Origin of the sequence: Microbacterium jejuense (assembly GCF_019511665.1) — a bacterium.
Classification (GTDB): domain Bacteria; phylum Actinomycetota; class Actinomycetes; order Actinomycetales; family Microbacteriaceae; genus Microbacterium; species Microbacterium jejuense_A.
The window spans coordinates 164479-190694 of record NZ_JAEUAW010000001.1 but is presented as its reverse complement, the minus strand read 5'-3'; the positions used below and the strand labels follow the sequence as shown (position 1 = coordinate 190694).

Genomic DNA, 26216 nt, shown 5'->3' with positions numbered 1-26216 from the left:
CTCATGGAGGGGCGACGATGGCCTGGAGGATGCCGCACGAGGGGGATCCGCACGAGCGCACGTGGATGGCGTTCCCCAACGAGGGGCCGACGCTCGGCGACGACCCCGCCGAGCAGGAGCGCTACTACGCCGCGTGGAGCGCCGTCGCGAACGCCGTTGCCGAGTTCGAGCCGGTCACGATGCTGATGGACCCGTCGAAGACCGCGCGCGCACGCCGATCGCTCCATTCCGGGATCGAGCTGGTCGAGACGCCGGTCGACGAGTTCTGGTTCCGCGACCACGGGCCGACCTTCGTCGTCGACGACGAGCGTCCCGGCGTGCTCGGAGCCGTCGACTGGATCTTCAACGGCTGGGGCGCCCCGGAGTGGGCGTCGTGGACCAAGGCCGCCGCGCACGCCCGCTTCACCGCGGACCTCGTGGGCGCCGAGGTCGTCAGCTCGCTGCTGGTCAACGAGGGCGGCGGCATCCACGTCGATGGCGAGGGCACGGTGCTCGTCACCGAGACCGTGCAGCTCGACCCGCGCCGCAACCGGTTCGCCGACAAGGAGCGCGTCGAGGCCGAGCTCGCGCGCACGATCGGCGCGACGAAGGCGGTGTGGCTCCCCCGCGGACTCACGCGCGACTACGACGAGTTCGGCACCAACGGCCATGTCGACATCGTCGCGACCATCCCGACGCCCGGCCGCATCCTGCTGCACGCGCAGCAGAACCCCGACCATCCCGACTTCGAGGTCAGCCGGTCGCTGCGCGCGCACCTCGAGGAGCAGACGGATGCCGCCGGCCGGCGCTTCGAGATCATCGACCTTCCGGCACCCGACAAGCTCCGCGATGCGGAGGGCTTCGTCGACTACAGCTACGTCAACCACCTCGTGGTCAACGGCGGCGTCATCGCGTGCGGCTTCGGCGAAGAGCGCGCCGACGCGCAGGCGCGCGAGATCCTCGAAGCCGCCTACCCGGGCCGCCGCGCCGTCACGGTCGACGCCCGTCAGATCTTCGCGGGCGGCGGCGGCATCCACTGCATCACGCAGCAGCAGCCGGCCGTCCCGTCGCGGTCGTCAGCGACCGCAACCACCCGGTCGTTGAGCGAGGGAGCGCCAGCGACCGAGACGAAACGCCCCGAGCACACGAACGACCCCGCGCCAGGACACGTTTCGTCTTCGGGCGCCAGAGCGCCCTTCGCTCAACGACCGGGTGGAAGCACGCGATGAGCCACTACCCCGTCGTCGAGAAGACGATCGCGCAGCTGCGCGCCGCACTCGAGTCCGGCGAGGTCACCGCCGTCGAGCTGCTCGACGCGTACGAGGCGCGCATCGCGGCCTATGACGCGCCGGGCACCGAGACCGCGCTCAACGCCGTCGTCGTGCGCAATCCGGGCGCACGGGCCGAGGCCGAGGCATCCGATCTGCGCCGCGCCGAAGGCCGCACGCTCGGACCGCTCGACGGCATCCCCTACACCGCCAAGGACTCGTTCATGGCGAAGGGGCTGACGGTCGCCGCCGGGTCCCCCGCCTTCGAGCACCTGGTCGCGCAGCGCGACGCCTTCTCGATCGAGCGGCTGCGCGCCGCCGGCGCCGTGCTCGTCGGCCTCACGAACATGCCGCCGATGGCCAACGGCGGCATGCAGCGCGGCGTGTACGGCCGCGCCGAGAGCCCGTACAACGCCGAGTACCTCACGAGCGCGTTCGGCAGCGGCTCGTCGAACGGCTCGGGCACCGCCACCGCGGCTTCGTTCGCCGCCTTCGGTCTCGGCGAAGAGACGTGGTCGAGCGGCCGGGCCCCGGCATCCCACAACGCACTGTGCGCCTACACGCCGTCGCGCGGCGTGATCTCGGTGCGCGGCAACTGGCCGCTCGTGCCCACCATGGACGTCGTCGTTCCGCACACCCGCACGATGGCCGACATGCTCGAGATCCTCGACGTCATGGTCGCCGACGACCCCGAGACCCGCGGCGACTTCTGGCGCGCGCAGCCGTGGATAGAGATCCCGGATGCCACGGCCACACGCCCCGCGTCGTACCCGGCGCTGGCCCCCACGGGCCTCGACGGGGCGCGCGCCACGCTCGCCGGCCGGCGGTTCGGAGTGCCGCGCTTGTACATCAACGCCGACCCCGAGGCGGGCACGAACCCGGATGGCGGCATCGGAGGCCCGACGGGGCAGCGCATCGAGACCCGGCCGTCGGTGATGGAGCTGTGGCAGCAGGCGCGGCGCGACCTCGAGGCCGCGGGCGCCGTGGTCGTCGAGGTCGACTTCCCCGTCGTGTCGAACTACGAGGGCGATCGGCCGGGCGCTCCCACGGTCAAGACTCGGGGACTCGTGACCGAGGCGTTCCTGCAGCGCGAGATCGTCGACCTGTCGGCCTGGGCGTGGGAGGACTTCCTCGCCGCCAACGGCGATCCCGCGCTCCACACGCTGGCGGACGTCGACGGGGCCGCGATCTTCCCTCACCCTGCGGGCGCGCTCCCCGACCGCTACACGGGCTTCGACGACGACATCGCCGAGTACCCGGCTCAGGTGCGCACCCACCCGTACGAGACGCTGACCGACATCCCCGAGCTGGAAGGCGGGCTGCGCGGGCTCGAAGAGACGCGTCGCATCGACCTGGACGAATGGATGCTGCGCCTCGGCCTCGATGCCGTGCTCTTCCCCGCCGTAGCCGACGTCGGGCCGGCCGACATGGACGTGAACGAGGCGTCCGCCGATCTCGGCTGGCGCAACGGCGTGTGGGTCGCGAACGGCAACCTCGCGATCCGCCACCTCGGGATCCCCACGGTGACCGTGCCGATGGGCACGATGAGCGACATCGGCATGCCGGTCGGTCTCACGATCGCGGGCCGCGCCTACGCCGACGTCGACCTGCTCACCTGGGCCGCCGCGTTCGAGGCGCTGCGTCCGCGGCGCACGGCTCCCCCGCGCACGCCCGAGCTCGGCTGACCCGGGCGGACGAGGGGGTGGATGCCGCGGCATCCACCCTCTCGTCCCGTGCGGTTCAGCGCGTGCGCGGGGCGCGCAGCGATGCCAGGGCGATGAGGGCGCCGACAGCCGCGACGATCGCCGCGCCGAGGAATCCACCGCCGTAGTCGACGCCGTCGGCGGGTTGCGGCAGCGCGGAGACCACGGCGATCAGCACCGCGAGCCCCAGCGCCGAGCCGATCTGATAGCTCGTGTTGACCAGCCCAGACGCGACGCCGGCGTCCTCCTGCGGCGCCGACGAGATGGCGGCGCTGAGCGAGGGCACGAAAGCCAGTGCCATTCCCGCCGCCGCCACGAGCGAGGCCGGGAGCACCGCGACCGCGTACGCGCCCTGTCCTGCGAAGGCCAGCCACACGAGACCCGCGGCCAGCAGGACGAAGCCCCACGTCACCATCGCTCGCGTGCCGTAGCGCGCCGCCAGGCGCGGTGACACGGTCGTCATGCCCAGCACGATGAGCGCTGTCATCGGCAGCAGCGCCGCACCGGCGAGGAACGGCGTCGCGCCGAGCACGTTCTGCAGGTGGAGGTTCAGGAAGTACCACATCGAGATCCAGGCCGCTCCGAGCAGCAGCTGCGCCAGGTTCGCCCCGCCGAGGAGCGGACGGCGCAGCAGCGACAGGCGCAGGAGCGGTTCGCGCACGCGGGCCTCGATCGCGAGGAAGGCGACCAGCAGGGCCGCGCCGCCGACGAGCGGCACGAGCGTCTGCGGACTGATCCAGCCGACTTCGGGCGCACGGACGATGGCGAACACGAGGGCCGCGAGGCCGAGGGTCGACGTGAGGGCTCCGCCGACGTCCAGGCGCCGGCGCCCCGAGCGGGTCGGACCGGTCTGCGACGACGGCAGCGCCGCCCCGGTCAGCAGCAGCACGACGAGCGCGATGGGCACAGTGACGTAGAACACCCACGGCCAGCCGGCGTACTCGGTGAGCACACCACCGAGGAACACGCCGACGGATCCGCCGATGGGCGCCGCAGCGCCGTACACGGCGAAGGCCTTCGGCAGATCCGCGGTGCCGCCGAACAGCGTAATCAGCAGCGTGAGTGCCGCGGGGGCGATCAGCGCGGCGCCGGCTCCCTGGACGACGCGGCCGGCGATCTCGACGCCGACGCCGCCGGCGAGACCGGCGATGACCGAGCCGACCAGCAGCACGATCCAGCCCGCCGCGAACACCTTGCGCGCGCCGAGCAGGTCGGACAGTCGTCCGCCGAGCAGCAGCAGTCCTCCGAACGCCACGACATACGCGTTGAACACCCACGACAGGGTCTCGGGAGTGAAGCCGAGCGCTCGCTGGATGTCGGGCAGTGCGACGCCGATGATCGACGTGTCCATGATGACGACGAACTGCGCGGTGGCGATGAGGGCGAGTCCCCACCACCGCCTGCGTACGTCGGGGGTCGGCCGGGTCACGGTGGTCATGCGCGTCTCCTTCGATCCGGATACCCCCTGCGGGTATCTCGAGTGGACGGAACGACCATACCCCCATGGGGTATTCCAACGTCAACTTCTGAGCGGCGCAGACGGCCGGCGCCGGTTGTGTCGCCACGACACGCCGCAGCCGCCGGACGTTCGTGGCGACTCGCCAAGAACGCGCACCCGGGCATCGACGCCCCGCCGACGTGTCGCCACGACACGCCGCAGCCGCCGGCCGTTTGTGGCGACTCGCCAAGAACACACGCCCCGGCATCCACACCCGTCCGCCGACGCGTCGCCACGACACGCCGCAGCTACCGGCCGTTTGTGGCGACTCGCCGAGAACGCCGGCGGTCAGCGCAGGCCGGACCTCAGGTCTTCGCCCGCATCCCCCACCGCCGCGGCAACGTCGGGTGCGGCATCCCCCTCTTCGTCGGCCGCCACCGCCGAGGCGTAGGCGTCGCTGAGCTCGCGGTACGGCTTCGACACGAACGCGAGCAGCACGACCAGCAGCAGTACGAGGCTCGCCCCCACGAAGGCGAGTGCGATGCCCCGCGCCTCGCCGTCGCCGAGCAGCCAGCCGAACGTGTTCTGCCCCTGCGGTGACTCCATGTACGGGATGAGCCAGAACTGGGCGAGCGGTCCGATGATGAACGCCGAGACGGGAGCCGCGGCCGACTCGACGCTCGCCGCGAAGCCGAAGACCCGGCCCTGCTTGTCGAACGGCACCACCCGCTGCACGATCGTCTGCTCGGACGCCTCCGCGATCGGCATGAGGCACATGAAGACGAGGATGCCCAGCGCGTAGATCCACCACAGCTCGCGGATCGCGAACGTCATGCCCAGCAGCGCGATGCCGATGTTCACGAGCAGCATCGTGCGCACGGGGTTCTTGCCGAGGCCGAACCTGGCCACCAGCGCGCCGCCGATGATGAACCCGAAGCTCGTGACGCCCAGGACGATGCCCCACATCTCGACCGAGAAGAGGGTCAGGCCGTACGGGTCCATGAGCGCCATGAAGACGCCGCCGACCAGATTGTTGAACGTCGAGAACAGCACGAGGGCGAGCAGTCCCGGCACGGCCATCACCGCCGGGATGACGCCGCGGAAGCCGAACCCCTTCGGTGCCACGCCCTCGACATGGGCGACGCCGCGCTCGGGGATCGGCACGAACAGCAGGTGCACGAGCGCGATGACGGTCGCGGCGATCGCGATCGCGACAGTCCACCCCATGCCGAGGATGCCGATCGACAGCCCCGAGAACACGCTCGTGACCATGAAGGCGATGCCCTGGACGGCTCCCACGAGCCCGTTGGCGCGGTCGCGCTGGTCGGCGGGGACGAGCAGCGTCACCGTGGTCGACAGCGCGATGTTACGGAGGTTCTCGACGACGCCGCCGATGAGGATCACGCCGGCGAAGACCCAGAACCAGGGCCCGCCCCAGTCCAGCAGCGCGCTCTCGGGGAACGCGAGGAACATCGCCCCGGCGAGCACGTAGGCGACGGCGGTCACGATGCTCGACAGCATCATGACCGCCTTCTTCTTCATGTGGTCGACGATCACGCCGAACACGACGCCGAACACCGCCACGAGCAGCATGTACGACCCGCCGATGATGGCGGTGGCCAGCACCGACTGCGTCTCGAGGTAGACCCAGAACGTCAGCGCGAACCACAGGTAGCTGGTGGTGACGTTGGCCACCGCCGTGTTCACCAGGACCTGGTGGAAGGCACGGACCGTCCGCGGTCCGAGGGTGGGCTGATTCATGGCGTCTGCTCCGGCGTGTTCGATGTCGGGGAGGGGCGATCGGGGGCGTAGGCTGAATGTGGACACTGTTCACATTCAGTGCTCACACCGTACCCACGAGAGCGGGAGCGCGCAATGACCTCACCTGCCGTGCGCACCTATCACCACGGCGATCTGCGCCGCGCCCTCATCGACGAGGGCCTGCAGCTCGCGCGGACCGGCGGTCCCGGTGCCGTCACGCTCCGCGAGGCGACCCGCGCCGTCGGTGTGTCGCCGAACGCCGCGTACCGGCACTTCGCCGACCGGGACGCCCTCGTGCACGCCGTCGCGCACGGCGCTCAGCGTGCTCTCGCCGACGCCATCCTCGCTCACGTCGCCGAGACACCCGCCGGCCTGTCGCCGCGCGACGCCGCGATCGAGCGTCTCCGGCGCGTGGGCGCGGGCTACATCGCCTTCGCACGCACCGAGCGCGGCTGGTTCGAGACGGCGTTCTTCACCCACGACGCGCAGCCCAGCGAGGGCATCGTCACGCTCGACGACGAGATCGTCGCCCCCTTCCGGCTGCTGATGGACACGCTCGATGCGATGGTGGATGCCGGCGCCCTCGCCCCCGACAGACGACCGTTCGCGGAATGGGCGTGCTGGTCGGCGGTCCATGGCTTCGCCGACATCGCCGTGCACGGCCCCGTGCGGTGGCAGCCGCCGGAGGTGGTCGACGCGCTCGCGGCAGGCGTCGTGGAATCGGCGATCACGGGGGTCATCGGCGCACCCGCCCCGCCGCCTCGCACCTCCTAGACTGACGCGCATGTCGGTGTCGTCGGCCACGCGGCCCTCCGTGGTGCGCCGCGGCCTGTGGTGGGCGGCGGACTACGTCTACGCGCTGCGACGGCAGCTCGCGGTGCTGTCGTTCCCGTGGGCGATCGGCCGCCCGCGCCCGACGCCCGATGCGTGGCGGCGCGGCGACCCCCGGCTCCCCGAGGTGTACCTGCTCCCCGGAGTGTACGAGCACTGGACGTTCCTGCGACCTGTCGGCGATGCGCTCGCGGATGCCGGGCACCGGGTGCGCGTCGTGCACGGGCTCGGCGTGAACCGTCGCAGCATCGCCGGCACCGCCGACCGGCTGGCGGCGCTGCTCGGCAAGACGCCCGCTCCCCCCGCCGGCCGCGTGCTCGTGGCGCACAGCAAGGGCGGACTCATCGGCAAGCACGTGCTCGTGTCGACGGGCGCCGCGGCGCGAGCCGCCGCAGAGGCCGCCGACGGCGGCGACCCGGCTGAGGCGGCCGCGACTGCACCGCACGAGGGCCGCCCGCTCGGCCTGCTCGGGATGGTCGCCGTGGCGACGCCCTTCGGCGGCTCACGCCTCGCGAGCCTGTTCGTCGTGCCCAGCATCCGCGCGTTCCGCCCGCAGGACGAGACCATCGTCACGCTCGGGCGCGAGACGTCGGTGAACGGCAGGATCGTGTCGGTGTTCGGGCCGTGGGATCCCCACATTCCCGAGGGCAGCGCCCTGGACGGGGCGACGAACGTCGCGGTGCCCGTGTCGGGCCACTTCCGCGTGCTCGGCTCCAAGGCGACCCGGCGAGCCGTGCTGGACGGCGTCGCGCTCCTGGCGAAGGACGACACGGTCGACGGCTGAGGGGCTGTCGACGCTCTGCGTCCGTCACCGGTCGGCGCAGACGAAGCGGCCCGCGCGTTCGGGTCGCGCGGGCCGCTGGTTCGTGGGGCCGACCTACTGCGCGGCGTAGCCGCCGTCGACCAGGTGGTAGCTGCCGCTGACGAAGCTCGCGGCATCCGAGGCGAGGAAGGCGACGATGTTCGCGACCTCCTGCGGGTCGCCGAGGCGACCGAGCGCGTGCTTGCCGGCGAGCGCGGTCTGCGCGTCGTCGTCGAGGTTCGCGTCGACCAGCGGCGTGTGGATGAAGCCCGGGCCGACCGCGTTCACGCGCACGCCCTGCGCGCCGTACTCGAGTGCCGCGTTCTTGGTGAGGCCGACGACGCCGTGCTTGGCGGTGACGTACGCGGAAGACATCGGGATGCCGACCGAGCCGAGCACGGACGAGATGTTCACGATCGAGCCGCCGCCGTTGCGGGCGATGGCGGGAGCCTGTGCGCGCGTGCCGTAGAACACCGCGTTGAGGTTGATCTCGATGACCTTCTGCCACGAGTCGATCGGGTATTCGCCCATGGGGGCTGCCGCGCCGCCGATGCCGGCGTTGTTGACGGCGATCCGCAGCGGCGCGAGCGCCTCCGCAGCCTGCACGGCGGCCTCGCCGACGGCGGGGTCCGACACGTCGCCGACGAAGGCGGCTGCCGTGCCGCCGGCGCCGGTGATCTCGGCGACGACCGCGTCGGCGGCCTCCTGCCGCACGTCCGCGACGAGGACGGCGGCGCCGTTCGCCGCGAGGGTGAGGGCGACCGCCCGGCCGATGCCGGATCCGGCGCCCGTGACGATGGCGGAGCGGTCCGCGACATCGTACGTAGCCATGATGTACCTCCGTTGGTGGCGTCATCGGGTGGCGCCGGTCGATTATCCGACAGATGTCGGTTACCTATGAGTTAACCTACACCTGTCGAAAAGATTCCCGGAGGCGGCATGGATCCCCGAAAGCGGCGCAGTCAGCAGCGCCTGTACGCCGCCGCGCTGGAACTCGCGGCCGACCGGCCGATGGCGGAACTGTCCGTCACGCAGCTCGCCGAGGCGGCGGGGGTCCACCGCTCGACGTTCTACGAGCACGGCGATTCGCCGGCGTCATTGGTCGAGGCCGCGCTGACCGCCGAGCTCGACGTGCTGCGCGAGGGGCTGCTGTCGGATCGCTCGGATGCCGCCACCGCGCTGGTCACCGTCACCCGAGGTGTGCTCGAGCACGTGCTGCGGCACGCCGACATCTACCGCCGCGAGCTGACCGACGGTGGCGGCGCGCTGCACGCCCTGCTCAGCCGCCACTTCCGGGGATCGACCGAGGCGCTCATCGCGCGCGGCCGCATCGAGCTCGACGTGCCCGTCGCCGGCATCCCTCCCGCCGACGTGGCCGACGCCGCCGCGCGCTTTCTGGCGGACGGCACCGTCGGCCTCATCGACGGATGGCTGCGGCATCCCCGCCCTCAGGTCGACCAGTTCCTGGCCCTCTACGCGGCGCTGCTTCCTGACTGGTGGCCGCACCGACCCGCAGCCTGATCCTCTCGCTCAGGGCGCAGGCGACGAGGCGGTTCCGCGCCACGCGGCGAGCACCTCGACGTGGCGCAGCAGGAACGCCCGCTCGTCGAGCCGCTTGCGGCGCAGCCAGCCGGTGACTTCGTCGTTGCTCTTCGAGGCGTTGCACGAGCGGCACGCCGGCACGACGTTCTCGAACGTGTACCGGCCGCCGCGCGAGATCGGCAGCACGCAGTCCTTCTGGAACGGACCGGTCGCGACGCCGCAGTACGCGCAGGCGCCCCACGCCTCCAGCAGCGCCTGCCACTCGTCGAGCGTGAGGTCGTTGTCGGCTGCCGCGACGCGGCGCGCCCGGCGTCGCGCCGCGCGAGCGCGACGGGTCTGACTGACGGCCATGCCCTCACGCTACCGACCGCTCCGGTCGCTGCCCGGTCGGCACGCCCACCCGGCCGTCGACGTGATCGTGACGGGGTGGTGCGGGTCACGCGGCGGCGTCGGGGACGCCGTCCAGCAGCCGCTCGATCGTCGTGATCACGCCATGGTCGAGGTTCGACGGCGCCGAATACCGCGCGCGCTCGGCCACGAGCGGATGCGCGTTTGCCATCGCGAACGAGAGGGCCGCGGCATCCATCATCTCGAGGTCGTTGAGGTAATCGCCGAAGGCGGCGGTCTGGTCACGCGTGATGCCCGTCGCGGCTTGAAGACGCTCGAGTGCGGCGCCCTTGTCGACGCCCAGGTTCATGACGTCGATCCAGTGCTCGCCCGACACCACGACCTGATGCGTCGCTCGGAAGTCGTCGAACGCGGGGGCCGTGGCAGCGGCGTCGTCGAAGTCGAAGATCGCGGCCTTGAAGATCTGGTCGTCGACCTGCAGCAGGTCCGGCACGACCTCCAGGCGGGCGTAGTACTTGTCGGCCTCGGGGTGGAACGCGTCGTCGGCGCGCTCGATGTACGCCGACCTCTTGCCGCACACCACGACGCCGAGGTCACGCTGCGTGAGCGCACGGACGCGGGTGATGAGGGATGCCACGAAGGCGGCATCCATGGCGTCCGAACTGATCTCGACCCCACCCTCGACGACGTACGCCCCGTTCTCGGCGATGAACACCATGTCGTCGAGGTGCGCGGCGAACGCGCGCTGGAGGGTCGCGAGCTGCCGCCCGCTGGCGGGTGCGAAGCGGATGCCCCGCTCGTGCAGCCGGTCGAGAAGCGGCCACAGCGCCTCGGGGATGCGTCCTTCGCCGTCGAGCAGGGTGCCGTCCATGTCGACGGCGATCAGGCGCAGGTCTGGGCTCGGAAAAGGCATCGGCTCGAGCGTACGCGGCTCACTCCGCCGCTTCGCCCGCCGTGAGAAACACGAAATGATCCCCGCCACCCGCGCGGGTACCTTAGGGTGCGTGACCGCTCCCGTCGATGCCACCGCCACGCCCGCCTGGTCCGAGCTCAGCTCGCTCCGGGATTCGTTCGCCCCCGATCTGCGCGACTGGTTCGCGATCGATCCCCGCCGTGCCGAGCGGCTGAGCTTCGAGCTCGCCGACCTGCACGTCGACCTGTCGAAGAACCTGGTGACCGACGAGATCCTCGCCGCGCTCGTGCGCCTGGCCGAGCAGACCGGCGTGGCCGAGCGCTACGCGGCGATGCTCGCCGGCGAGCACATCAACACCACCGAGGACCGGGCGGTGCTGCACACGGCGCTCCGTCGTCCCGCGGGCGCCGAGCCCGCGCTCGTCGTCGACGGGCAGCACATCGACGCCGACATGCAGTCCGTGCTCACCGCCATGACGGAGTTCGCGACCCGTGTGCGCGCCGGCGAATGGACCGGTGTGACGGGCAAGAAGGTCATGCACATCGTCAACATCGGCATCGGCGGGTCGGACCTCGGCCCGGTCATGGTCTCGGCGGCGCTCGAGCCGTACGCGACCGCCGGCATCCAGGCCCGCTTCGTGTCGAACATCGACCCGTTCGACCTCGCGAACAAGACGAAGGACCTCGACCCCGAGACGACGCTCTTCATCGTCGCGTCGAAGACCTTCACGACCCTCGAGACCCTCACCAACGCGCGGCTCGCCCGGGACTGGCTGTGGGCGGGGCTCGAGGCGTCGGGGGCGATCGACGGCTCGGACGAGGCGAAGAAGGATGCCGTCGCGCACCACTTCGTGGCCGTGTCGACCGCCCTCGACAAGGTGGCGGACTTCGGCATCGACCCGGTCAACGCGTTCGGGTTCTGGGACTGGGTCGGCGGGCGGTACTCCGTCGACTCGGCGATCGGTCTGTCGCTCATGATCGAGCTCGGGCCCGACGTGTTCCGCGAGCTGCTCGCCGGCTTCCACGCCGTCGACGAGCACGTGCGCACGACGCCGCTCGAGCGCAACGTGCCGGTGCTCATGGGGCTGCTGAACGTCTGGTACTCCAACTTCCTCGGTGCGCAGTCGCACGCGGTGCTGCCCTACGCGCAGCAGCTCAGCCGCTTCGCCGCCTACCTGCAGCAGCTCACGATGGAGTCCAACGGCAAGTCCGTGCGCTGGGACGGATCCCCCGTGACGACAGACACCGGCGAGGTGTTCTGGGGCGAGCCGGGCACGAACGGCCAGCACGCGTTCTACCAGCTGATCCACCAGGGCACGCGCCTGATCCCCGCCGACTTCATCGCGTTCGCCAACCCCGCGTACCCGCTCGAAGACGGTGGACGCGACGTGCACGGGCTGTTCCTGTCGAACTTCCTCGCGCAGACCAAGGCGCTCGCGTTCGGAAAGACCGCCGCCGAGGTCGAGGCCGAGGGCACGACCGGCCCGCTGGTCGCCGCCCGGACCTTCGCCGGCAACAAGCCGACGACCTCGATCTTCGCGCCGGCGCTCACGCCCGCCGTGCTCGGCCAGCTCGTGGCGCTGTACGAGCACATCACCTTCACGCAGGGCGCGATCTGGGGCGTCAACTCCTTCGACCAGTGGGGCGTCGAGCTCGGCAAGCAGCTGGCGCTGCAGATCGCTCCCGCGATCGAAGGAGATGAAGCCGCCATCGCCGCGCAGGACGCCTCGACCCGGTCGCTGCTGGCGTACTACGCCGCCCACCGCACGCGCTGAGGATCCGGGATGCCGGGGCCCCGGCATCCACCCCGCTCCTTTCGTCACCCCACTCTTTCGCGCTGTCGAAAACGGCATCCGCGCCCCGGAGCAACGGGCGCGGATGCCGTTTTCTGTCGCGCGAACGCAGGCGCCGAAGGAAGCGCAGCGGACAGGACAGGGCGCCGGATCTGGCCTTTCGCGCAAGACCGCTCCCACGGTTCTTCCAGCGAAACGCCAGAAGTCGTCCAGAAGCGATGAGGCAGACTCGGGGACTTGTGCGTCCGACCCGAGGGCGCCGCGCGCTGCACCCGACGGCGCGAACCCGACGCAAGGAACGTACGTTCGTCATGCTCACAGACCAGATCACCCCTGCCCGCCGGCCCCGTCGGCGGCTCACCGCCGCGGCCGTCGCCGCCGGAACCGCTCTCGGCATCGTCGTCACGACCGGCCTCACGCTCGCCTCGCCGAACCTCGCCGCGGCTGCCCCGCTGGCCGCCACGGCCCTCGCCTCCGTCGCCGCCCCCGACGCCACCGTGCACACGCTGCGCGACATCCGCGTGGACGCGAAGAACACGCTCCTCGCCGCCCGTGTCGCCCTCACGTCGGCCGAGACCGTCACGGCCGACATCACCGCCGCCGGCCTCGACATCGGCCTGACCGACACGTCGGTCGACACGGACGAGCTCACGCGCTCCGCCGACCGCCTCGCAGACCTCGACCTCATCCCGGCGCTGCTGCTGCCCGGTCTCGCCGCCGACGCCTCGTCGGCGACCGAGAAGGTCACGGCCCGCGTGGCCGACCTGCGCGAGCACCTCGACGCCGCGAAGGCGCAGAAGGCCGCCGAAGAGGCTGCGGCGGCAGCGGCCGCGGCAGCCGCCGAAGCGCAGCGACAGGCCGAGGCGGCCGCGGCCGCGCTCGCCGCGTCGAACACGCCGGAGGGCGCCAAGGCCACCGCGCGCCAGATGGCCGCGTCGCAGTACGGCTGGGGCGACGGCCAGTTCTCGTGCCTCGAGTCGCTGTGGACCAAGGAGTCGGGCTGGAACTACCAGGCCTACAACAACAACGGCGGCGCGACGGGCATCCCGCAGGCGCTGCCGGGCAACAAGATGGCCAGCGCCGGCGCCGACTGGCAGACCAACGCCGCGACGCAGATCGCGTGGGGGCTCGGCTACATCGCCTCGTCGTACGGCACGCCGTGCGCCGCGTGGGCGCACTCGCAGGCCGTCAACTGGTACTGAGCACGTTCGTCACGCATCGCGAAGGCGGATGCCGCACCCCAGGCCCGGGTGCGGCATCCGCCTTCTCACGATGAGGGCTGCGGTCCCGCGTCCGGCGCCCATGCGGTGACAGCGACGGTCGAGCCCTCGACGACGTCGAGGTCGATCGGCCACGAGCCGCGTTCCATCCCGGCAGTGGGCGCCGCGTACACCGTCTTCGTGACGAGCGCACCGTGAGGCGACGCGGCATCCCAGCCGAGGTAGGTCACGGCGTACCCGCCGGCGGGCACCTCGATGCGCTGCGGGCCGAGGTCCTGCGTCATGAACGAGCTGCCCTGCTCGATCGTGACGTCGAGCAGATGGTCGTTCTGGTCGCCGAACGCGATGTCGGGGTAGCCCTCGATGACGCACGGCTGGTCCGAGAAGTTCATGAGCCGGATCGCCAGGGCGCGGTGGCCGGTCGCCGCGTCGGGTTCACCCTTCAGCACCGTCGCCTTGTCGGGCGTGCACCACGCCGGCTCGAGATCGAGGGATGCCTCGGCCCGGGCCGGCACCGCGACCCCGGGCGCGTTCGGGTCGGGCGGGGCGCCGAACGTGACGGCGGCCTCCGCCTCCTGCTGCGCCGCGGCATCGGCGGCGATGGCCGTCGTCCGGGCGTTCTCGGACGAGACTCCCCCGGCGACCGCGGCGATGACGGCGACGACCGCCGCGGGAAGCAGCCACGCGGGCTGCCTGCCACCGCCCTCCGCGTATGCGGGCGCCGCGGCCGGCGCTCGGGCGACGAGCCCCGGCATCCACCCCGCCGCCAGGCCCCACAGCGCGCCGGACGCGGCGCCGGCGCCGAATTCGCCGACGAGCAGTCCGCGCGGGCCGTAGTCGCCGAGAGCATCCCACACCGCGGCGAGGTCGAACGCAAGGCCCACGAGCGCCCCGGCGGCGACCGTCGCGAACCAGGCCGCCAGGAACATCGCCCCACCGCGCCCGGCGAGCGTCGTGACGACCGCGTGGACGAGCGCCACCGCGACGGCGCCGAGCGCGATCGCGACGACCAGCCACCCGCCGCTCTCGCCCCACAGCAGCCCGCGCGGCACGACCTGCGGCACGAGGTTCGCGAGCTGGGCAGCTCCGCTCGGGATCCGCGAGAACCCCCAGCGGACCACGACGACGAGAAGCCAGAGGGCGACCGCGAGGCCGCTCGAGAAGAGCAGGCGGCGGCTGAGAGGAGTGCGCATCGCCCCTCATCCTGGCCGACGGGCGGCCGGGACGAGCGCAATCCACAGTCGAGACTCAGCCGGCGGCGCCCTGCCCGTACAGCTCGGCGACCTTCTGCGACGAGAGCCAGCCCTCGTACGCGTCGGTCTGCGGCCATCCTTCGGGCGAGTCCTGCCAGGACTCCCGCCGGCCGTAGGGAAGCACGTCGATGAGCGGGAAGGTGTAGCTCAGCTGCTCGGTGCCGCGGCCGTTCGTGTGCCACGTCCGGTACACCGTGTCGCCGTCGCGCAGGAACACGTTCACCGCGAAGCCGCCCTCCGGCGGCGCGTCGACGTCGGCGCCGAAGGGGCTGTCGGCGGTCGAGTACCACTCCATGCGGTTGCCGACCCGGTCGCGGTACTCCAGCGCCTCATCGATCGGCCCCTGAGTGACGATGACGAAGCGCGCATCGTACGGCTCGAGGAAGCCGAGGCGCACGAACTGCGACGTGTAGCCCGTGCAGCCGGGGCAGTGCCATTGCTTTCCGGGGAACCACATGTGGTGGTACGTGATCAGCTGGCTCCTGCCCTCGAAGACGTCGACCAGCCGCACCGGCCCGTCCTTGCCGACGAGCGTGTACTCGGGCAGCTCGACCATCGGCAGCCGCCGCCGCTGCGCGGCGATCGCGTCGAGCTCCCGCGTCGCCGCCTTCTCGCGCACCCGAAGCTCTGCGAGTTCGCGGCGCCACGCCTCGGCGTCGACGACGGGCGGAAGGGCGTTCTGGGTCGTGCTCTGCATCGTGACCTCCGAGGTGATGTCGTATGTTCACACCGTACACATCTGATCCGCGCCGTCAAGAGGGTGCGCATCATCTGCCGCCGCCGGTTCGTCGACGACGTACGTTCTCGCCGAGCACGCACGCTGTCGACGCGCAGGACGTGCGTCCTCGGCGAGATCGTGCGTTCTCGACGGGATGCCGGCGGCCGCGGCATCCACTCGCCGCCGGCCCGGCGCGAGACGCCGAGGGCCCGCCGATACGCTGGGCCCGTGCCTGACGAGGAGGTTCGGAGCAGGCGCGAGGTGCTGCGGCAGCCGGCCTTCGCGCTGTTCTGGAGCGCCGCGACGCTGCGCGCCTTCGGCGGGAGCATCGCGGGCGTCGCGTTCCAGGTGCTCATCGTCACGGTCATCGACGCGACGCCGCTGCAGATCAGCGTGCTGAGCGCACTCGGCGTCGTGCCGTACCTGTTCCTCGGGCTGATCATCGGTGCGCTGATGGACCGCTGGCGACGGCAGCGCACACTCGTGCTGACGAGCATCGGCCGCGCCGTCGTGCTCGCGATCATCCCGGTGCTGCTGCTCACGGGAACCCTCGGCTTCTGGTCGCTGGCGGCCGTCGTGCTGACCCTGGGAGTGCTGACGCTGTTCGCCGACTCGGCGGCGCAGCCGCTCCTGCCGCGCATCGTGCCTCGCGACGCGCTCGTCATGGCCAACGCGCGCCTCGGTCAGAGCCAGACCGTGGCCGAGACGGCCGGCCCCGCCCTCGGCGGCACGCTGATGAACCTCGTCGGAGCGCCGCTGCTGTTCGCGTTCGACGCCGTCATCAACGCCGTCGCCGCACTGCTGCAGTGGCGCATCGCCGTCGACGAGCCGCGCGCAGAGCCGCGCCCGCCCGGTCGGCACGTCGGCCACGAGATCGCCGACGGCATGCGCTACACGTACGGCCACCGCACGCTGCGTCCGCTCGCGCTGTCGGTGCACGTCTGGTTCCTCGGCAACAGCATCGTGACGACGGTGTTCGCCGTGTTCGTGCTGCGCGCACTCGACCTGCCGGCCTGGGCGTTCGGCATCGCGCTCGCGTTCGGTGCGCTCGGAGGCTTCACCGGCGCCGTCGTCGCGCCGGCCATCGGCATCCGGTTCGGCGCGGGCCGGGCGATCCTGCTCGGCCGTGCGCTGGTCGTGGTGCCCTGGGCCGTCCTGGCCGTCGCGCCGCTGAGCGCCGCCACCGCTGTCGGCGTCGTGCTCGCCGTCGTCTCGGGCGCCCAGTTCGTCTACGGCCTCGCGATGGGGATCGAAGACGCGAACGACATCGGCTATCGGCAGGCAGTCGCCCCCGACGGCATCCAGGGCCGCATGAACTCCACCATCCGCACGGTCAACCGCGTCGTGTTCTTCTTCGGCGCCCTGCTGACGGGCGTGCTCATGACGGCCTTCGGCTTCGCTGCCACCCTCGGCATCGGCGCCGCGGTGTTCGCCGTCGCCGCGGTGGTCGTGCTCGTGTCGCCGCTGCGCACCGCTCGGCACGATGACGCCCCTGACGCATCGGACTGAGGCAGGTGCTCGCCAGCGCGCTCGACGCCGTCTTGCGCGGTCGAAACCTGCATCCGCGCATGTGTCTTTCAGCCGCGCGTGCAGGTTTCGACCGCGTGAGCGACGAGGCCGGGATGCCGCATCCCGGCGCGCCCTCGCGGCTACGCGGGACCGGGGCCGGGGCCGGGCCCCGAGGCGCGGCCGTCCAGCTCGTCGGCGTACGCCGCGATCGAGCGTCCGTACATCGGAAGCGTCGGCGCGAGCGCGCGCAGCGCCACCGCGAACGCCTCGTCCGGGCGGCCGGCGTCGCGCAGGCACAGCGCGAGGAACGCGTGCACCGCAGCTCCTGCGACGGTCTCGTCGCCGAGCGCCCACAGCAGCTCGATCCCTTCGTCGGCTCGGCCGATGTTGCGCAGGGAGCTGGCCAGCTGGACGACGGCTTGCGGCATCCGATCACCGTCCAGCCCGGCGGCGAGCGCCGCCCGGTACTGCGCAACGGCCTCGTCCTCGCGCCCGACGAAGTCCAGCACGGACGCCCACTCGAACAGCGCGGCCGGGTCGTCCGCCGGACGCTCGGCGACCAGCTCGCGCATGCGGTCAACGACAGCGGGGTCGGCGTCGTCGGCCGTGTCCCAGAACTCCGCGACGCGGTCGTCCCACGAGGTCATCGCGTCACCTCCGACATCCCATCCGCTTCCCGTCTGCGGGACCGGCGCCCTCGCTCGGACGATGCTAGCGCCGCCATTGCGACGAGTGGATGCCGCCACCCGGCGCGCGCGGGAGCACCGGGTGGCGGCATCCACTCTTCACGTCACGCGGCGATCGCGAGCCGGTGGCGGCGCTGACGCGCCGCAGCGGCGATCTCGCCCAGCAGCACGTCGGTGGTGTCCCAGTCGATGCACGCGTCGGTGACCGACTGGCCGTACACGAGCCGGTCGCGGGTCTCGGCGGTGAGCTTCTGGTTGCCGCCCACGAGGAAGCTCTCGATCATGATTCCGGCGATGTCGGTGGTGCCGGCGAGCTGCCCGGCCAGCTCGCGCACCACCTCGGCCTGGCGCACGTGATCCTTGCCGCTGTTGGCATGACTCGCGTCGACGACGAGGCGGCGCGGCATGCCGGCGCGTTCGAGGAGGGCGGCCGCGCGCTCGAGATCGGCGGGCCCGTAGTTCGGCCCGCCGCGGCCTCCGCGCAGGACGACGTGGGCGGCGCGGTTGCCGGTCGTCGACACGACGGCCGCTGAGCCCGAGTCGTCGGTGCCGAAGAACACGTGCCGCTGCGACGCGACCGTGCAGCCGTCGATCGCGATCTGCACGTCGCCATCGGTCGCGTTCTTGAAGCCGATCGGCATCGACAGCCCCGACGCGAGCTGGCGGTGGATCTGACTCTCGGTCGTGCGGGCGCCGATCGCGCCCCACGCGACGGCGTCCGCGATGAACTGCGGGCTGATGGGCTCCAGGAACTCGCACCCGATCGGCAGCCCGAGGTCCAGCACATCGAGCAGCAGGCGCCGCGCGACCCGCAGTCCGCGCACGACGTCGTGGGTCCCGTCGAGGCCGGGGTCGTTGATGAGGCCCTTCCAACCGCCGGTGGAGCGCGGCTTCTCGAAGTACACGCGCATCACGACGAGCAGGTCGTCGCGATGCTGCCGGGCCGCGACCGCGAGCCGGCGGGCGTAGTCGACGGCGGCCTCGGGATCGTGCACCGAGCACGGTCCGACGACGACCAGCAGGCGGTCGTCGTCGCCGCGCAGGACGGCCTCGACCTCGGCGCGGGCATCGGTGACGGCAGCCTCGTGCGCGGCGGTCATGGGCAGCTCGCGCCGCAGCTGTGCGGGCGAGGGCAAGGGGGTGAAGGACGCGACGCGGAGATCGTGGGTGGCGTTCATGGGGTTCCTGTTCCCGGCGGAACCCGGATCCCAGGCCACCGCCGTGTTAACGACGAAGGCAGACCCTCGGACGAGTGTCTGCCTGTGGCTCTGGAGGCGCTGGCGCTTATCGGCGGTCGGCTCCTCCAGAGCCACTCCGATACGCATACCAGCGGAAGTCCATGCCGCGACCGTACCCGCGGCGCGCGACGCAGGTCAAATCGCGGGCGCCGCCAGCGCCGCGGGATCAGCCGCCCGGTCCGACGGGGTCGACGGGCGCGCCGTCGCCGTTCTCGGGGATGTCGCCGCGCTCGACCGGCGTCGCAGCCCCGGTCGGGGCGTCCGAGAACAGCAGCTGCAGTTCGGCCTCCGAGGGCACATGCACGGCCTGGGCGGCGGCCTTGAGATCCTCGGTCGGCGCCGCGTTCATGCCGATCACCCAGATGATCGCGCCCTCGGACGAGGTGGCGTACTCGTCGACGCCACCCCCGGAGCGATGCCACACACCGCCCTCCTCCGTGCACGTCACGGGTGCGTCGGAGGCATCCCACAGGGGCATCGCCGCACACGTGTCGGCCGTGAGCTCGCCGCGGTCGGTGCGCAGCATCAGGATCGCCGCCGAGCCGTCGGCGGTCCACGCCGCCGTCATGCCCTCCGACCCGTTCACGCCGACGGATTGCGGCGCCAGCAGCCAGCCGTCCACCGCGGTCGTGTAGACGAGGTCGGGCGCGATGCCGAGCGAGGCAGCTCGGGACGCGATCGCATCGGGCTCCGCGGCGTCCGCGGCGCCGCCCTGCGCGGCCGGTGTGGCGCAGCCCGAGAGCAGCAGCGCGACGGCGATGCCGCACACCGTGGCCGCACGAAGGGGACGCATGAGTGCATCCTGCCTCATGACATCGCGCACGGGCACCTCCGACATAGTGTGGCCTCCATGATCTGGCAGACGCTCGCCTCCCGCACCGTGTACGAGAACCGCTGGATCCGGGTGCGCGAGGACGACGTCATCGGCCCCGACGGCGCGGGCATCTACGGAGTCCTCGAGATGCGGCATCCCGCCGTCTTCGTCGTGGCACTCGATCCGGATGACCGCGTGCTGCTCGTCTCGCTGTACCGGTACGCCACGAGCCGCTCATCGCTGGAGGTGCCGGCCGGCGGCTCCGACGGCGAGGACGCCCTGATCGCCGCGCAGCGCGAGCTCGCCGAAGAGACCGGCTACGCGGCCGACGAGTGGACCGAGCTCGGCAGCATGGACGCGCTGAACGGACTGGCCGACGCGCCCGAGCACGTGTTTCTGGCGCGCGGGCTGCGACGCGTGGCGGACGCTGCCTCCACGCAGCACGAAGAGGGCATCGACGGCGTCCGCTGGGTGCCGTTCGCCGACGTGCTGTCGCTCATCATGGCCGGCGAGATCACCGACGGCGAGACGATCGCCGCGCTCGCGTTCGCCGGCATCCACCTGGGCCGGTTCCGGTGAGCCGCGCCTCGTGCGGAGAGTGGATGCCGCCGCTCGAGGCCGGCGGTGCGTCGTCGTGTCGGGGGCCCTGTCAGTAGTCGACGCGCGCGTCCTCCGAGATGTCGAACGCCGTCTCGGTGGCCGCCCAGGCGCTGAGCGCGTTGTCGAGCTGCCGGCGGAGCCACCGCGCCGACAGCGATTCCGCGGGAAGCGACGCGAGCAGCCGTTGCCGCTCGTCGACGGTCCCGGCGAGATCCGCGGGCTGAGGGAGTGCGTCGTTCATGGGATGTGCCTTCCTTCGAGGGGGTCGGTCAGTCCGGGTACGCGAGGCGGATGCGACGCCGTTCGTAGGTCAGTGTCGCGGCGAGCAGCACCACCCCGACGAGGATGCCCGCGAACTGTGCGACGAGCGGAGGGACGTCCGCTCCGAAGATCAGGACGAGGGCGACGAGGGCTCCCCCGAGCACGGCGTTCACGGCGGCGATCATGCTCGACATCGTGAACAGGAACGACGAACGCGAATAGCGCACGCCGAGCTCGCCGGTGCGCGGATGGTCGAGGGCGATCAGCTCCGCGCCCAGAGGATGCAGGCCGGCCCAGTGCTCGCGGATGCGCAGCATGCGCCGGCGCACCGTGATGTTCTCGACGCTGGTGTCGACCAGCCGCACGACGGTGAACCAGCCGAGCATGAAGATCGTCGGCAGGACGGTGAACGTGAGGGTGGCCAGAAGCGCCGGTGATCCGCCCGCGAACCCGATCGCCACCAGCCCGCTCGACAGCGTGGCCAGGTAGATCGTGCTGCGCGTCCCCGCCTCGGCGATCGTCGAGCCGGCGACCGATTGCAGGACGAACAGCTCCGTACCGAGCGCACCGTTCAACGCGACTGCGCCGGGATCCGGCTCCCCACCCATGGCCGACATGCTCACCCTCCAGAAGATCTGCGTGGCGGATCACGGCACCGCCCACCAACAGTGACCGGGCGCGGGTCGGCGTTGTGACACCGGCAGGAACGCATGCAGAACCTCCGAATCAAGCTCATCGGATTCTCATGAAATGAATCACAGAAAGATAACGGCAAACCCTTGCTGTCGTTATCTCGCCGTTATAGAGTGCTTGCACGGTAGTTGTTTTGCTGTGGCAGCTACCGGCATGTGATTGCAGGACACTCTTGGTGCAAGGGACAAGGGCCGGTCGGTAGCCTCTCCGACCGGCCCTTACTCTTGCCTCGGGGAAGACGCCCGGAGGGAGTCCGCATGGCCGACAAGATCGACGTCACCAAGACGCTCGACAGCTACCGCGCGAAGCGCGGCGAGTTCCGGATCCTCGACCTGCCGCCACGGCAGTACCTGATGATCGACGGCCACGGCGACCCGAACACCTCCCCCGCGTACGCCGAGGCGCTCGAAGCGCTGTATCCGGTCGCGTACACGCTCAAGTTCGCGAGCAAGCGCACCCTCGAGCGCGACTACGTCGTGCCGCCGCTCGAGGGCCTCTGGACCGCCGACGACCTCGACGCCTTCACGACCGCCCGCGACAAGTCGCAGTGGGACTGGACGATGATGCTCCTGGTGCCGGACTGGATCGGCGCCGACCTCGTCGACGCGGCCGTCGCCCAGGTCGCGGCGAAGAAGGCTCCCGTGCGCCTCGCCGAGATCCGCCTTCAGACCTTGGACGAGGGATGCTGCGTCCAGACGCTCCACGTCGGCTCGTTCGATGACGAGGGCCCGGTGCTCGACAGGATGCATCACGAGTTCATCCCGTCCGAGGGCCTGCGCATGACGGGCACCCACCACGAGATCTACCTCAGCGACCCGCGCCGCACCGCCCCCGAGAAGCTGCGGACGATCCTGCGCCAGCCGGTCACCCGGGACTGACGGCGCGCGGCGTCAGCGCGCCGACGCCGGAATCTTCGCCAGGGCGAGCAGGCGGGTGCCGTCCGAGATCGTCGCGGCGACGGCATCCACCGTCTCGTCCTGGTCCTGCCCGCTCGTGTCGATCACGTGCGACTCCAGGGCGGCGAGTTCGGCGAACTGCTCCCACAGCGACACGACGGGCCCCTCGTCGACGAGCGCATCCGGGGCAGTGCGCGCCTGCGCGCGGCGCAGCGTCTCATCGCGGGAGGGGCGCAGCACGACGTAGTGCACCCGCGATCCGCCACCCTGGTCGCCCGCCGCGACGAGGTCGCGGAAGTGGCGCAGCATCCACGGGCCGACGATGCCGTCGACCACCGCCAGATAGCCGCCGGCGGCGTACTCTCGAGCGGCCGCGCTGATCACGCGCATCACCGTCTGGTTCTGCGCATCGGACTCGGGGAGGTACGGCGGGATGGCCCCCGAGGCGATGCAGCTCCAGAAGTCGTCCGTGTGCAGGTGCACGGCACGGGGCTGAGACCGTGCGACGGCCCTCGCGACCGTCGACTTGCCGGCCCCGGGCGGCCCGGTCAGGATGACGATGTCGGCGCTCATCCCGCCACGCTATCGCGACGCTTCCTCCCCAGGTGATGTCGAAGCCCGGCCGTGGCGGCTTTTCCACAGAAACGCCCTCTGACCTGCGATTTCGGGGTCCGCGGATGTCGGAACCCCTCGGCATGATGGAGGTATGGACTTCCCGCTCGACGACCTCCGCGGACTCGCTGCGCTGCTCGGCGACACCCTGCGCGAACCCCTCGCTCTGGGTGCGCAGCGCGCGGTGTCCGACGGCGATCTCGTCGAGTCCTTGAGGGCGGTGGAAGACCTCGGGCAGTGGGTGGATGCCGCACGCCTGACCATAGCCGGCGAGATCGGTGCGCGCAGCGAGCCGGGTGCGCACGAGGTTCCCTTGGTGACGGCGTACGGGTGCGATAACGCGACGGAGCTGATCGAGCGAGCCGTGGGCATCTCGCACGCCACTGCTCGCGCGCGACTGCGGACGGGGCGAGCGATCACCGTGCACACCACGCTCACCGGCCAGGACCGCCCGGCTCCACTCGACCACGCGCGGCAGGAACTCGCGGCAGGCCGACTGAGCCTCGACGCGCTCACCACGATCGCCGACGCCCTGCGTCCTCTCCAGCGCCGCGTCGGCGCCGAAGACCTTGCCGCAGCCGAGGCGGAACTCGTGCGAGCGGCGGTCGGTGCCGCGGACGAGCCGTCGTGCGGCATCCACGAACTCCGCATCATGGCGCAGACATGGGCGCTGTACCTCGACGCCGACGGGACGCTGCCCGACGACGACAGCGAGCGGTTCCGCACGTTTCGCGTCGGCCGCGAGCGCAACAGCCTTTTCCCGATCCACGGCAACGTCACCGCAGATGTGGCCGCCGGGTTGGTGCGGCTGCTCGATGCTCACCTCAATCCGCGCGTGGACGACCGCAGGCCACGGTTCCTCGACGACCTCGACGCCGAAGCGGCCGCGGTATCGCCCGACGAGAATGTGCGAGACCCGCGTACGGCCGATCAGAAGCGGCACGACGCCTTCGCGGCGCTCGTTGCCACGGCTGCCGCGTCGGTCGACTCGCCGCGGCTCGGCGGGGCCGCTCCCACGCTCGTCGTCACCGTCACGGCGGATCAGCTCGGGCGCCCCGACGGCGTCGCCTTCGTCGACGGACCGGACGGTGAGACAGCAGTCTCGGCAGCGTTCGCGCGGCACATCGGATGCCACGGCACGATCCATCGCGTCGCTCTCGGCCCGAACGGAGCCATCAAGGCACTCACGGTCACCGATCGCGTGTTCACCCACTGGCAGCGAAAGGCCATCGCCGCGCGTGACGGCGGCTGCATCGTCCCCGGGTGCCGCGTGCGCGCGGCGTGGTGCGAGGTCCATCACGTCATCGAGCACTCACGCGGCGGACCGACCGACATCGGCAACGGCGTGCTGCTGTGCTGGCACCACCATCGGACGATCGAGGCCAGCGGCTGGGAGATCCGCATGCGTGACGGGACTCCCGAGGTCCGCGCGCCCGCGTGGATCGATCCGCAGCGTCGATGGCGGCCACCGAACCGCGTGCTCCACAACGAAATCGCACGCGCGAGATCGGCGTGATCGGGGGTAGTGCGGGTAGCGTCAGACCCCGCCGCCGCCACCACCGCCACCGCCGCCGCCGGCGGAGCCCCCGCCGGACGAACCGCCCGATGAGGACGACGAGGCGGCCGAGGCCGACAGGCCCGAGATGCCGGACGAGAACGCGGCCGCGTTGAACCCCGAGGTCCCCACGTACCAGCCGGGGTTTCCGCGGTCGCCGTAGAGCACGGCGAGCTCTTCGGCCCACTTCTTCTCCTGGCCGAACACCACCGCGTACGGGAGCAGCGTCTCGTACAGCTTGAGCTTGACCGCCGGGTCGGTGAGGTCGACGGGCACGCGCTCGGCGCCCTGCGGGGACTGCAGCATGCGGATGCGGTCGGCCTCCGCCCACTCGATGAACTGCTTGAGGCCCAGGAGGTGGTCGCGGGCCTCGGCGCCCGCCGCGGTGAGCGGATCGCGCGCCACCAGCAGAGTCGCGGTCAGCGCCACCGCGATGCCGCCGAACAGCAGCAGGAGCGGCACCGCAGGGTTCACGAACGCGATGAGCGCAGCCACGCCGAACACGATCACGAGCGCCGCCGAGAGCCACGCGATGGCGATGGGCCAGGCCTTCGCGCCCGCCGGCACGACGCGACGGAAGCCGCGTGCCTTCAGGTCGTCGGCCGCGGCCTTGAGCACCGCCTGGGCCGTCTTCGAGAACCTCGTGTCGGTGCCGCCGAACTCGAACTCCTCGCCGGGGACGCCGGACGGAAAGAGCCCGGGCAGCAGCATCTGCCCGTCCGCGTCGGCGATGTGCGGGTCCTGCAGCACGGCTTTCAGCCGCACGCCGCCGAACAGCTTGCGCGAGCCCTCTTCGATGCGGATGCTGCCCACGATGGCCTGCTCGAGCACCTCCGCCGGGATCGCCTTCGTGGTGTGCCCCAGCAGCACGGCGCTCTGCAGCGCGTCGAGCCCCCGGGGCGGCGTGTACTCGGCGATGATCACGGAACGTCCGGGCGCATCCCGCAGGAACCGGCGCCGCGCGACCAGCGCCGCGACGAACGACCCGCCGAGACCGAGCACCGCGACGATGCTCTGCAGCCAGCCCCACGGCGAGCCGAAGTAGGACGAGTCGAACGGCGTGAACGTCCCCTGCTCGAACCCGATCGCGATCGTCAGCGTCTGGTAGGGCCCGACGTCGGTGGCGGACGCCACGACCGCGCCGTCGGAGTCCGAGATGGGGCACGTCGCCGTCGACCCCTGTTCACCGACGTAGCAGGCCATCGCACCCGTGCGCACGGCATCCACATCGGGGCTCATCGCGACGCGCGCCGTGATGCGCCCGAACGACTGCGGCCACGCGGTGCCGTTGACGTCCCAGTAGAACTCGTCGGCGCCGGTGTCGGAGAAGGAGCGCGTGACGTTCCGCAGCGTGTACGTGAACACGTATGTCTGCCGCCCGTGGACGAAGCCGTCGGCGCGGGACGTCATGACGTAGAACCCGTCGTCGCTCTCGGACTCGGACTCGCGCGGGGTGCCGTTCTCGTCGGTGATCGACACCAGCTGCGGATCGAGCGGTGCGCCCTGGTACGACTCCGGGACGGCGCGCCGCATGCCGCGGTTCTGGTCGATGTCGGGGAACAGCGCGACGAACGTCTCGACGACGGTGAGCGTGCTCGACCCGTCCTCGGCGCGGCCCAGCTGGTACTGCACGTCGAGGCTCTCGAACGAGAAGTCGTCGACGTCGGCGCGCGCCGGAGCGGCCGACGCACCCGCCAGCAGCAGCCCGGCGAGCAGCGCGATCAGCAGGCCGACGACGCCGGCACGGCGCCCCCGCGACGCGCGCGGTGCGAGAGAGACCATGC

General features: G+C 71.5%; 25 protein-coding genes. 11 read left to right on the top strand and 14 right to left on the bottom strand.

Going from position 1 to position 26216, the window contains the following annotated elements; all coding sequences use genetic code 11:
- Positions 1–17: 17 nt before the first annotated feature.
- On the top strand, positions 18–1208 hold the full coding sequence (locus JNB62_RS00830) for an agmatine deiminase family protein (protein WP_223230850.1): 1191 nt from the start codon (positions 18–20) through the stop codon (positions 1206–1208).
- Positions 1205–2932, top strand: coding sequence for an amidase (locus JNB62_RS00825; RefSeq protein WP_220298980.1), 1728 nt, complete (start codon positions 1205–1207; stop codon positions 2930–2932). The genes JNB62_RS00830 and JNB62_RS00825 overlap by 4 nt, the downstream gene beginning before the upstream one ends.
- A gap of 55 nt (positions 2933–2987) precedes the next feature.
- Here the strand turns inward: JNB62_RS00825 and JNB62_RS00820 are convergent, their stop codons facing one another.
- Both JNB62_RS00820 and JNB62_RS00815 read right to left on the bottom strand, forming a co-directional pair.
- Complete coding sequence (locus JNB62_RS00820; protein WP_220298979.1) at positions 2988–4388, bottom strand: MFS transporter; 1401 nt, start codon at positions 4386–4388, stop codon at positions 2988–2990.
- A gap of 348 nt (positions 4389–4736) precedes the next feature.
- Positions 4737–6149 carry an MFS transporter gene (locus tag JNB62_RS00815; RefSeq protein WP_220298978.1) on the bottom strand — a complete coding sequence of 471 codons (1413 nt, stop codon included), beginning with the start codon at positions 6147–6149 and terminating at the stop codon, positions 4737–4739.
- Between the two features lie 114 nt (positions 6150–6263).
- Here JNB62_RS00815 and JNB62_RS00810 point away from each other — a divergent pair, with 114 nt between their 5' ends.
- Entirely contained in the window at positions 6264–6923 is a 660-nt protein-coding gene (locus JNB62_RS00810) for a TetR/AcrR family transcriptional regulator (protein WP_220298977.1), read from the top strand.
- A 10-nt stretch (positions 6924–6933) separates the two neighbouring features.
- Positions 6934–7764, top strand: coding sequence for an esterase/lipase family protein (locus tag JNB62_RS00805; protein WP_220298976.1), 831 nt, complete (start codon positions 6934–6936; stop codon positions 7762–7764).
- Positions 7765–7857: 93 nt separating this feature from the next.
- Here JNB62_RS00805 and JNB62_RS00800 read toward each other — a convergent pair whose 3' ends face one another.
- Positions 7858–8613: an SDR family NAD(P)-dependent oxidoreductase gene (locus JNB62_RS00800; RefSeq protein ID WP_220298975.1), complete on the bottom strand. Its 756-nt coding sequence runs from the start codon at positions 8611–8613 to the stop codon at positions 7858–7860.
- A gap of 108 nt (positions 8614–8721) precedes the next feature.
- On the opposite strand from JNB62_RS00800, the gene JNB62_RS00795 reads away from it, so the two are divergent.
- Positions 8722–9303, top strand: a complete 582-nt coding sequence (locus JNB62_RS00795) for a TetR/AcrR family transcriptional regulator (protein WP_220298974.1) — start codon at positions 8722–8724, stop codon at positions 9301–9303.
- 9 nt (positions 9304–9312) lie between these two features.
- Here JNB62_RS00795 and JNB62_RS00790 read toward each other — a convergent pair whose 3' ends face one another.
- Positions 9313–9675, bottom strand: a complete 363-nt coding sequence (locus tag JNB62_RS00790; RefSeq protein WP_220298973.1) for an HNH endonuclease — start codon at positions 9673–9675, stop codon at positions 9313–9315.
- 85 nt (positions 9676–9760) lie between these two features.
- Positions 9761–10585: a Cof-type HAD-IIB family hydrolase gene (locus tag JNB62_RS00785; protein ID WP_220298972.1), complete on the bottom strand. Its 825-nt coding sequence runs from the start codon at positions 10583–10585 to the stop codon at positions 9761–9763.
- Positions 10586–10676: 91 nt separating this feature from the next.
- Between JNB62_RS00785 and pgi the strand changes: the two genes are divergently transcribed.
- Both pgi and JNB62_RS00775 read left to right on the top strand, forming a co-directional pair.
- Complete coding sequence (gene pgi, locus JNB62_RS00780) at positions 10677–12359, top strand: glucose-6-phosphate isomerase (RefSeq protein WP_374449827.1); 1683 nt, start codon at positions 10677–10679, stop codon at positions 12357–12359.
- Between the two features lie 329 nt (positions 12360–12688).
- Entirely contained in the window at positions 12689–13579 is an 891-nt protein-coding gene (locus JNB62_RS00775) for a phospholipase (RefSeq protein ID WP_220298970.1), read from the top strand.
- A 65-nt stretch (positions 13580–13644) separates the two neighbouring features.
- On the opposite strand, the gene JNB62_RS00770 is transcribed toward JNB62_RS00775, so the two are convergent.
- Together JNB62_RS00770 and JNB62_RS00765 are read right to left on the bottom strand one after the other, a co-directional pair.
- Positions 13645–14790 carry a DUF4232 domain-containing protein gene (locus JNB62_RS00770; protein ID WP_220298969.1) on the bottom strand — a complete coding sequence of 382 codons (1146 nt, stop codon included), beginning with the start codon at positions 14788–14790 and terminating at the stop codon, positions 13645–13647.
- 55 nt (positions 14791–14845) lie between these two features.
- On the bottom strand, positions 14846–15547 hold the full coding sequence (locus tag JNB62_RS00765) for a DUF899 domain-containing protein (RefSeq protein ID WP_220298968.1): 702 nt from the start codon (positions 15545–15547) through the stop codon (positions 14846–14848).
- 249 nt (positions 15548–15796) lie between these two features.
- Here JNB62_RS00765 and JNB62_RS00760 point away from each other — a divergent pair, with 249 nt between their 5' ends.
- Positions 15797–17077, top strand: a complete 1281-nt coding sequence (locus tag JNB62_RS00760; RefSeq protein WP_220298967.1) for an MFS transporter — start codon at positions 15797–15799, stop codon at positions 17075–17077.
- A 140-nt stretch (positions 17078–17217) separates the two neighbouring features.
- Here the strand turns inward: JNB62_RS00760 and JNB62_RS00755 are convergent, their stop codons facing one another.
- From JNB62_RS00755 to JNB62_RS00745, 3 genes are all read right to left on the bottom strand, one after another.
- On the bottom strand, positions 17218–17724 hold the full coding sequence (locus JNB62_RS00755; RefSeq protein WP_220298966.1) for a tetratricopeptide repeat protein: 507 nt from the start codon (positions 17722–17724) through the stop codon (positions 17218–17220).
- A gap of 143 nt (positions 17725–17867) precedes the next feature.
- Positions 17868–18941: a 3-deoxy-7-phosphoheptulonate synthase gene (locus JNB62_RS00750; protein ID WP_220298965.1), complete on the bottom strand. Its 1074-nt coding sequence runs from the start codon at positions 18939–18941 to the stop codon at positions 17868–17870.
- 226 nt (positions 18942–19167) lie between these two features.
- The gene (locus JNB62_RS00745) at positions 19168–19794 is read right to left on the bottom strand and encodes a hypothetical protein (RefSeq protein WP_223230849.1); all 627 of its coding nucleotides are present in this window, start codon (positions 19792–19794) and stop codon (positions 19168–19170) included.
- A gap of 57 nt (positions 19795–19851) precedes the next feature.
- On the opposite strand from JNB62_RS00745, the gene JNB62_RS00740 reads away from it, so the two are divergent.
- Entirely contained in the window at positions 19852–20394 is a 543-nt protein-coding gene (locus JNB62_RS00740; protein WP_220298964.1) for an NUDIX domain-containing protein, read from the top strand.
- A gap of 70 nt (positions 20395–20464) precedes the next feature.
- Here JNB62_RS00740 and JNB62_RS00735 read toward each other — a convergent pair whose 3' ends face one another.
- Both JNB62_RS00735 and JNB62_RS00730 read right to left on the bottom strand, forming a co-directional pair.
- The gene (locus tag JNB62_RS00735) at positions 20465–20656 is read right to left on the bottom strand and encodes a hypothetical protein (protein ID WP_220298963.1); all 192 of its coding nucleotides are present in this window, start codon (positions 20654–20656) and stop codon (positions 20465–20467) included.
- Positions 20657–20684: 28 nt separating this feature from the next.
- The gene (locus JNB62_RS00730; RefSeq protein WP_220298962.1) at positions 20685–21284 is read right to left on the bottom strand and encodes a hypothetical protein; all 600 of its coding nucleotides are present in this window, start codon (positions 21282–21284) and stop codon (positions 20685–20687) included.
- 342 nt (positions 21285–21626) lie between these two features.
- Between JNB62_RS00730 and JNB62_RS00725 the strand changes: the two genes are divergently transcribed.
- Positions 21627–22247, top strand: a complete 621-nt coding sequence (locus JNB62_RS00725; RefSeq protein WP_220298961.1) for a GyrI-like domain-containing protein — start codon at positions 21627–21629, stop codon at positions 22245–22247.
- 12 nt (positions 22248–22259) lie between these two features.
- Here JNB62_RS00725 and JNB62_RS00720 read toward each other — a convergent pair whose 3' ends face one another.
- On the bottom strand, positions 22260–22838 hold the full coding sequence (locus JNB62_RS00720; protein ID WP_220298960.1) for an AAA family ATPase: 579 nt from the start codon (positions 22836–22838) through the stop codon (positions 22260–22262).
- Positions 22839–22971: 133 nt separating this feature from the next.
- On the opposite strand from JNB62_RS00720, the gene JNB62_RS00715 reads away from it, so the two are divergent.
- Positions 22972–24393, top strand: a complete 1422-nt coding sequence (locus JNB62_RS00715) for an HNH endonuclease signature motif containing protein (protein WP_220298959.1) — start codon at positions 22972–22974, stop codon at positions 24391–24393.
- 21 nt (positions 24394–24414) lie between these two features.
- On the opposite strand, the gene JNB62_RS00710 is transcribed toward JNB62_RS00715, so the two are convergent.
- Positions 24415–26214, bottom strand: coding sequence for a DUF2207 domain-containing protein (locus tag JNB62_RS00710; RefSeq protein ID WP_220298958.1), 1800 nt, complete (start codon positions 26212–26214; stop codon positions 24415–24417).
- Between the last annotated feature and the right edge of the window lie 2 nt (positions 26215–26216).

Bases quoted from the DNA above. Each gene is read 5' to 3' on its own strand.
- JNB62_RS00830 (WP_223230850.1), top strand. From the start codon at position 18: ATGGCCTGGAGGATGCCGCACGAGGGGGATCCGCACGAGCGCACGTGG.
- JNB62_RS00825 (WP_220298980.1), top strand. From the start codon at position 1,205: ATGAGCCACTACCCCGTCGTCGAGAAGACGATCGCGCAGCTGCGCGCC.
- JNB62_RS00820 (WP_220298979.1), bottom strand. From the start codon at position 4,388: ATGACCACCGTGACCCGGCCGACCCCCGACGTACGCAGGCGGTGGTGG.
- JNB62_RS00815 (WP_220298978.1), bottom strand. From the start codon at position 6,149: ATGAATCAGCCCACCCTCGGACCGCGGACGGTCCGTGCCTTCCACCAG.
- JNB62_RS00810 (WP_220298977.1), top strand. From the start codon at position 6,264: ATGACCTCACCTGCCGTGCGCACCTATCACCACGGCGATCTGCGCCGC.
- JNB62_RS00805 (WP_220298976.1), top strand. From the start codon at position 6,934: ATGTCGGTGTCGTCGGCCACGCGGCCCTCCGTGGTGCGCCGCGGCCTG.
- JNB62_RS00800 (WP_220298975.1), bottom strand. From the start codon at position 8,613: ATGGCTACGTACGATGTCGCGGACCGCTCCGCCATCGTCACGGGCGCC.
- JNB62_RS00795 (WP_220298974.1), top strand. From the start codon at position 8,722: ATGGATCCCCGAAAGCGGCGCAGTCAGCAGCGCCTGTACGCCGCCGCG.
- JNB62_RS00790 (WP_220298973.1), bottom strand. From the start codon at position 9,675: ATGGCCGTCAGTCAGACCCGTCGCGCTCGCGCGGCGCGACGCCGGGCG.
- JNB62_RS00785 (WP_220298972.1), bottom strand. From the start codon at position 10,585: ATGCCTTTTCCGAGCCCAGACCTGCGCCTGATCGCCGTCGACATGGAC.
- JNB62_RS00775 (WP_220298970.1), top strand. From the start codon at position 12,689: ATGCTCACAGACCAGATCACCCCTGCCCGCCGGCCCCGTCGGCGGCTC.
- JNB62_RS00770 (WP_220298969.1), bottom strand. From the start codon at position 14,790: ATGCGCACTCCTCTCAGCCGCCGCCTGCTCTTCTCGAGCGGCCTCGCG.
- JNB62_RS00765 (WP_220298968.1), bottom strand. From the start codon at position 15,547: ATGCAGAGCACGACCCAGAACGCCCTTCCGCCCGTCGTCGACGCCGAG.
- JNB62_RS00755 (WP_220298966.1), bottom strand. From the start codon at position 17,724: ATGACCTCGTGGGACGACCGCGTCGCGGAGTTCTGGGACACGGCCGAC.
- JNB62_RS00750 (WP_220298965.1), bottom strand. From the start codon at position 18,941: ATGAACGCCACCCACGATCTCCGCGTCGCGTCCTTCACCCCCTTGCCC.
- JNB62_RS00745 (WP_223230849.1), bottom strand. From the start codon at position 19,794: ATGCGTCCCCTTCGTGCGGCCACGGTGTGCGGCATCGCCGTCGCGCTG.
- JNB62_RS00740 (WP_220298964.1), top strand. From the start codon at position 19,852: ATGATCTGGCAGACGCTCGCCTCCCGCACCGTGTACGAGAACCGCTGG.
- JNB62_RS00735 (WP_220298963.1), bottom strand. From the start codon at position 20,656: ATGAACGACGCACTCCCTCAGCCCGCGGATCTCGCCGGGACCGTCGAC.
- JNB62_RS00730 (WP_220298962.1), bottom strand. From the start codon at position 21,284: ATGGGTGGGGAGCCGGATCCCGGCGCAGTCGCGTTGAACGGTGCGCTC.
- JNB62_RS00725 (WP_220298961.1), top strand. From the start codon at position 21,627: ATGGCCGACAAGATCGACGTCACCAAGACGCTCGACAGCTACCGCGCG.
- JNB62_RS00720 (WP_220298960.1), bottom strand. From the start codon at position 22,838: ATGAGCGCCGACATCGTCATCCTGACCGGGCCGCCCGGGGCCGGCAAG.
- JNB62_RS00715 (WP_220298959.1), top strand. From the start codon at position 22,972: ATGGACTTCCCGCTCGACGACCTCCGCGGACTCGCTGCGCTGCTCGGC.
- JNB62_RS00710 (WP_220298958.1), bottom strand. From the start codon at position 26,214: ATGGTCTCTCTCGCACCGCGCGCGTCGCGGGGGCGCCGTGCCGGCGTC.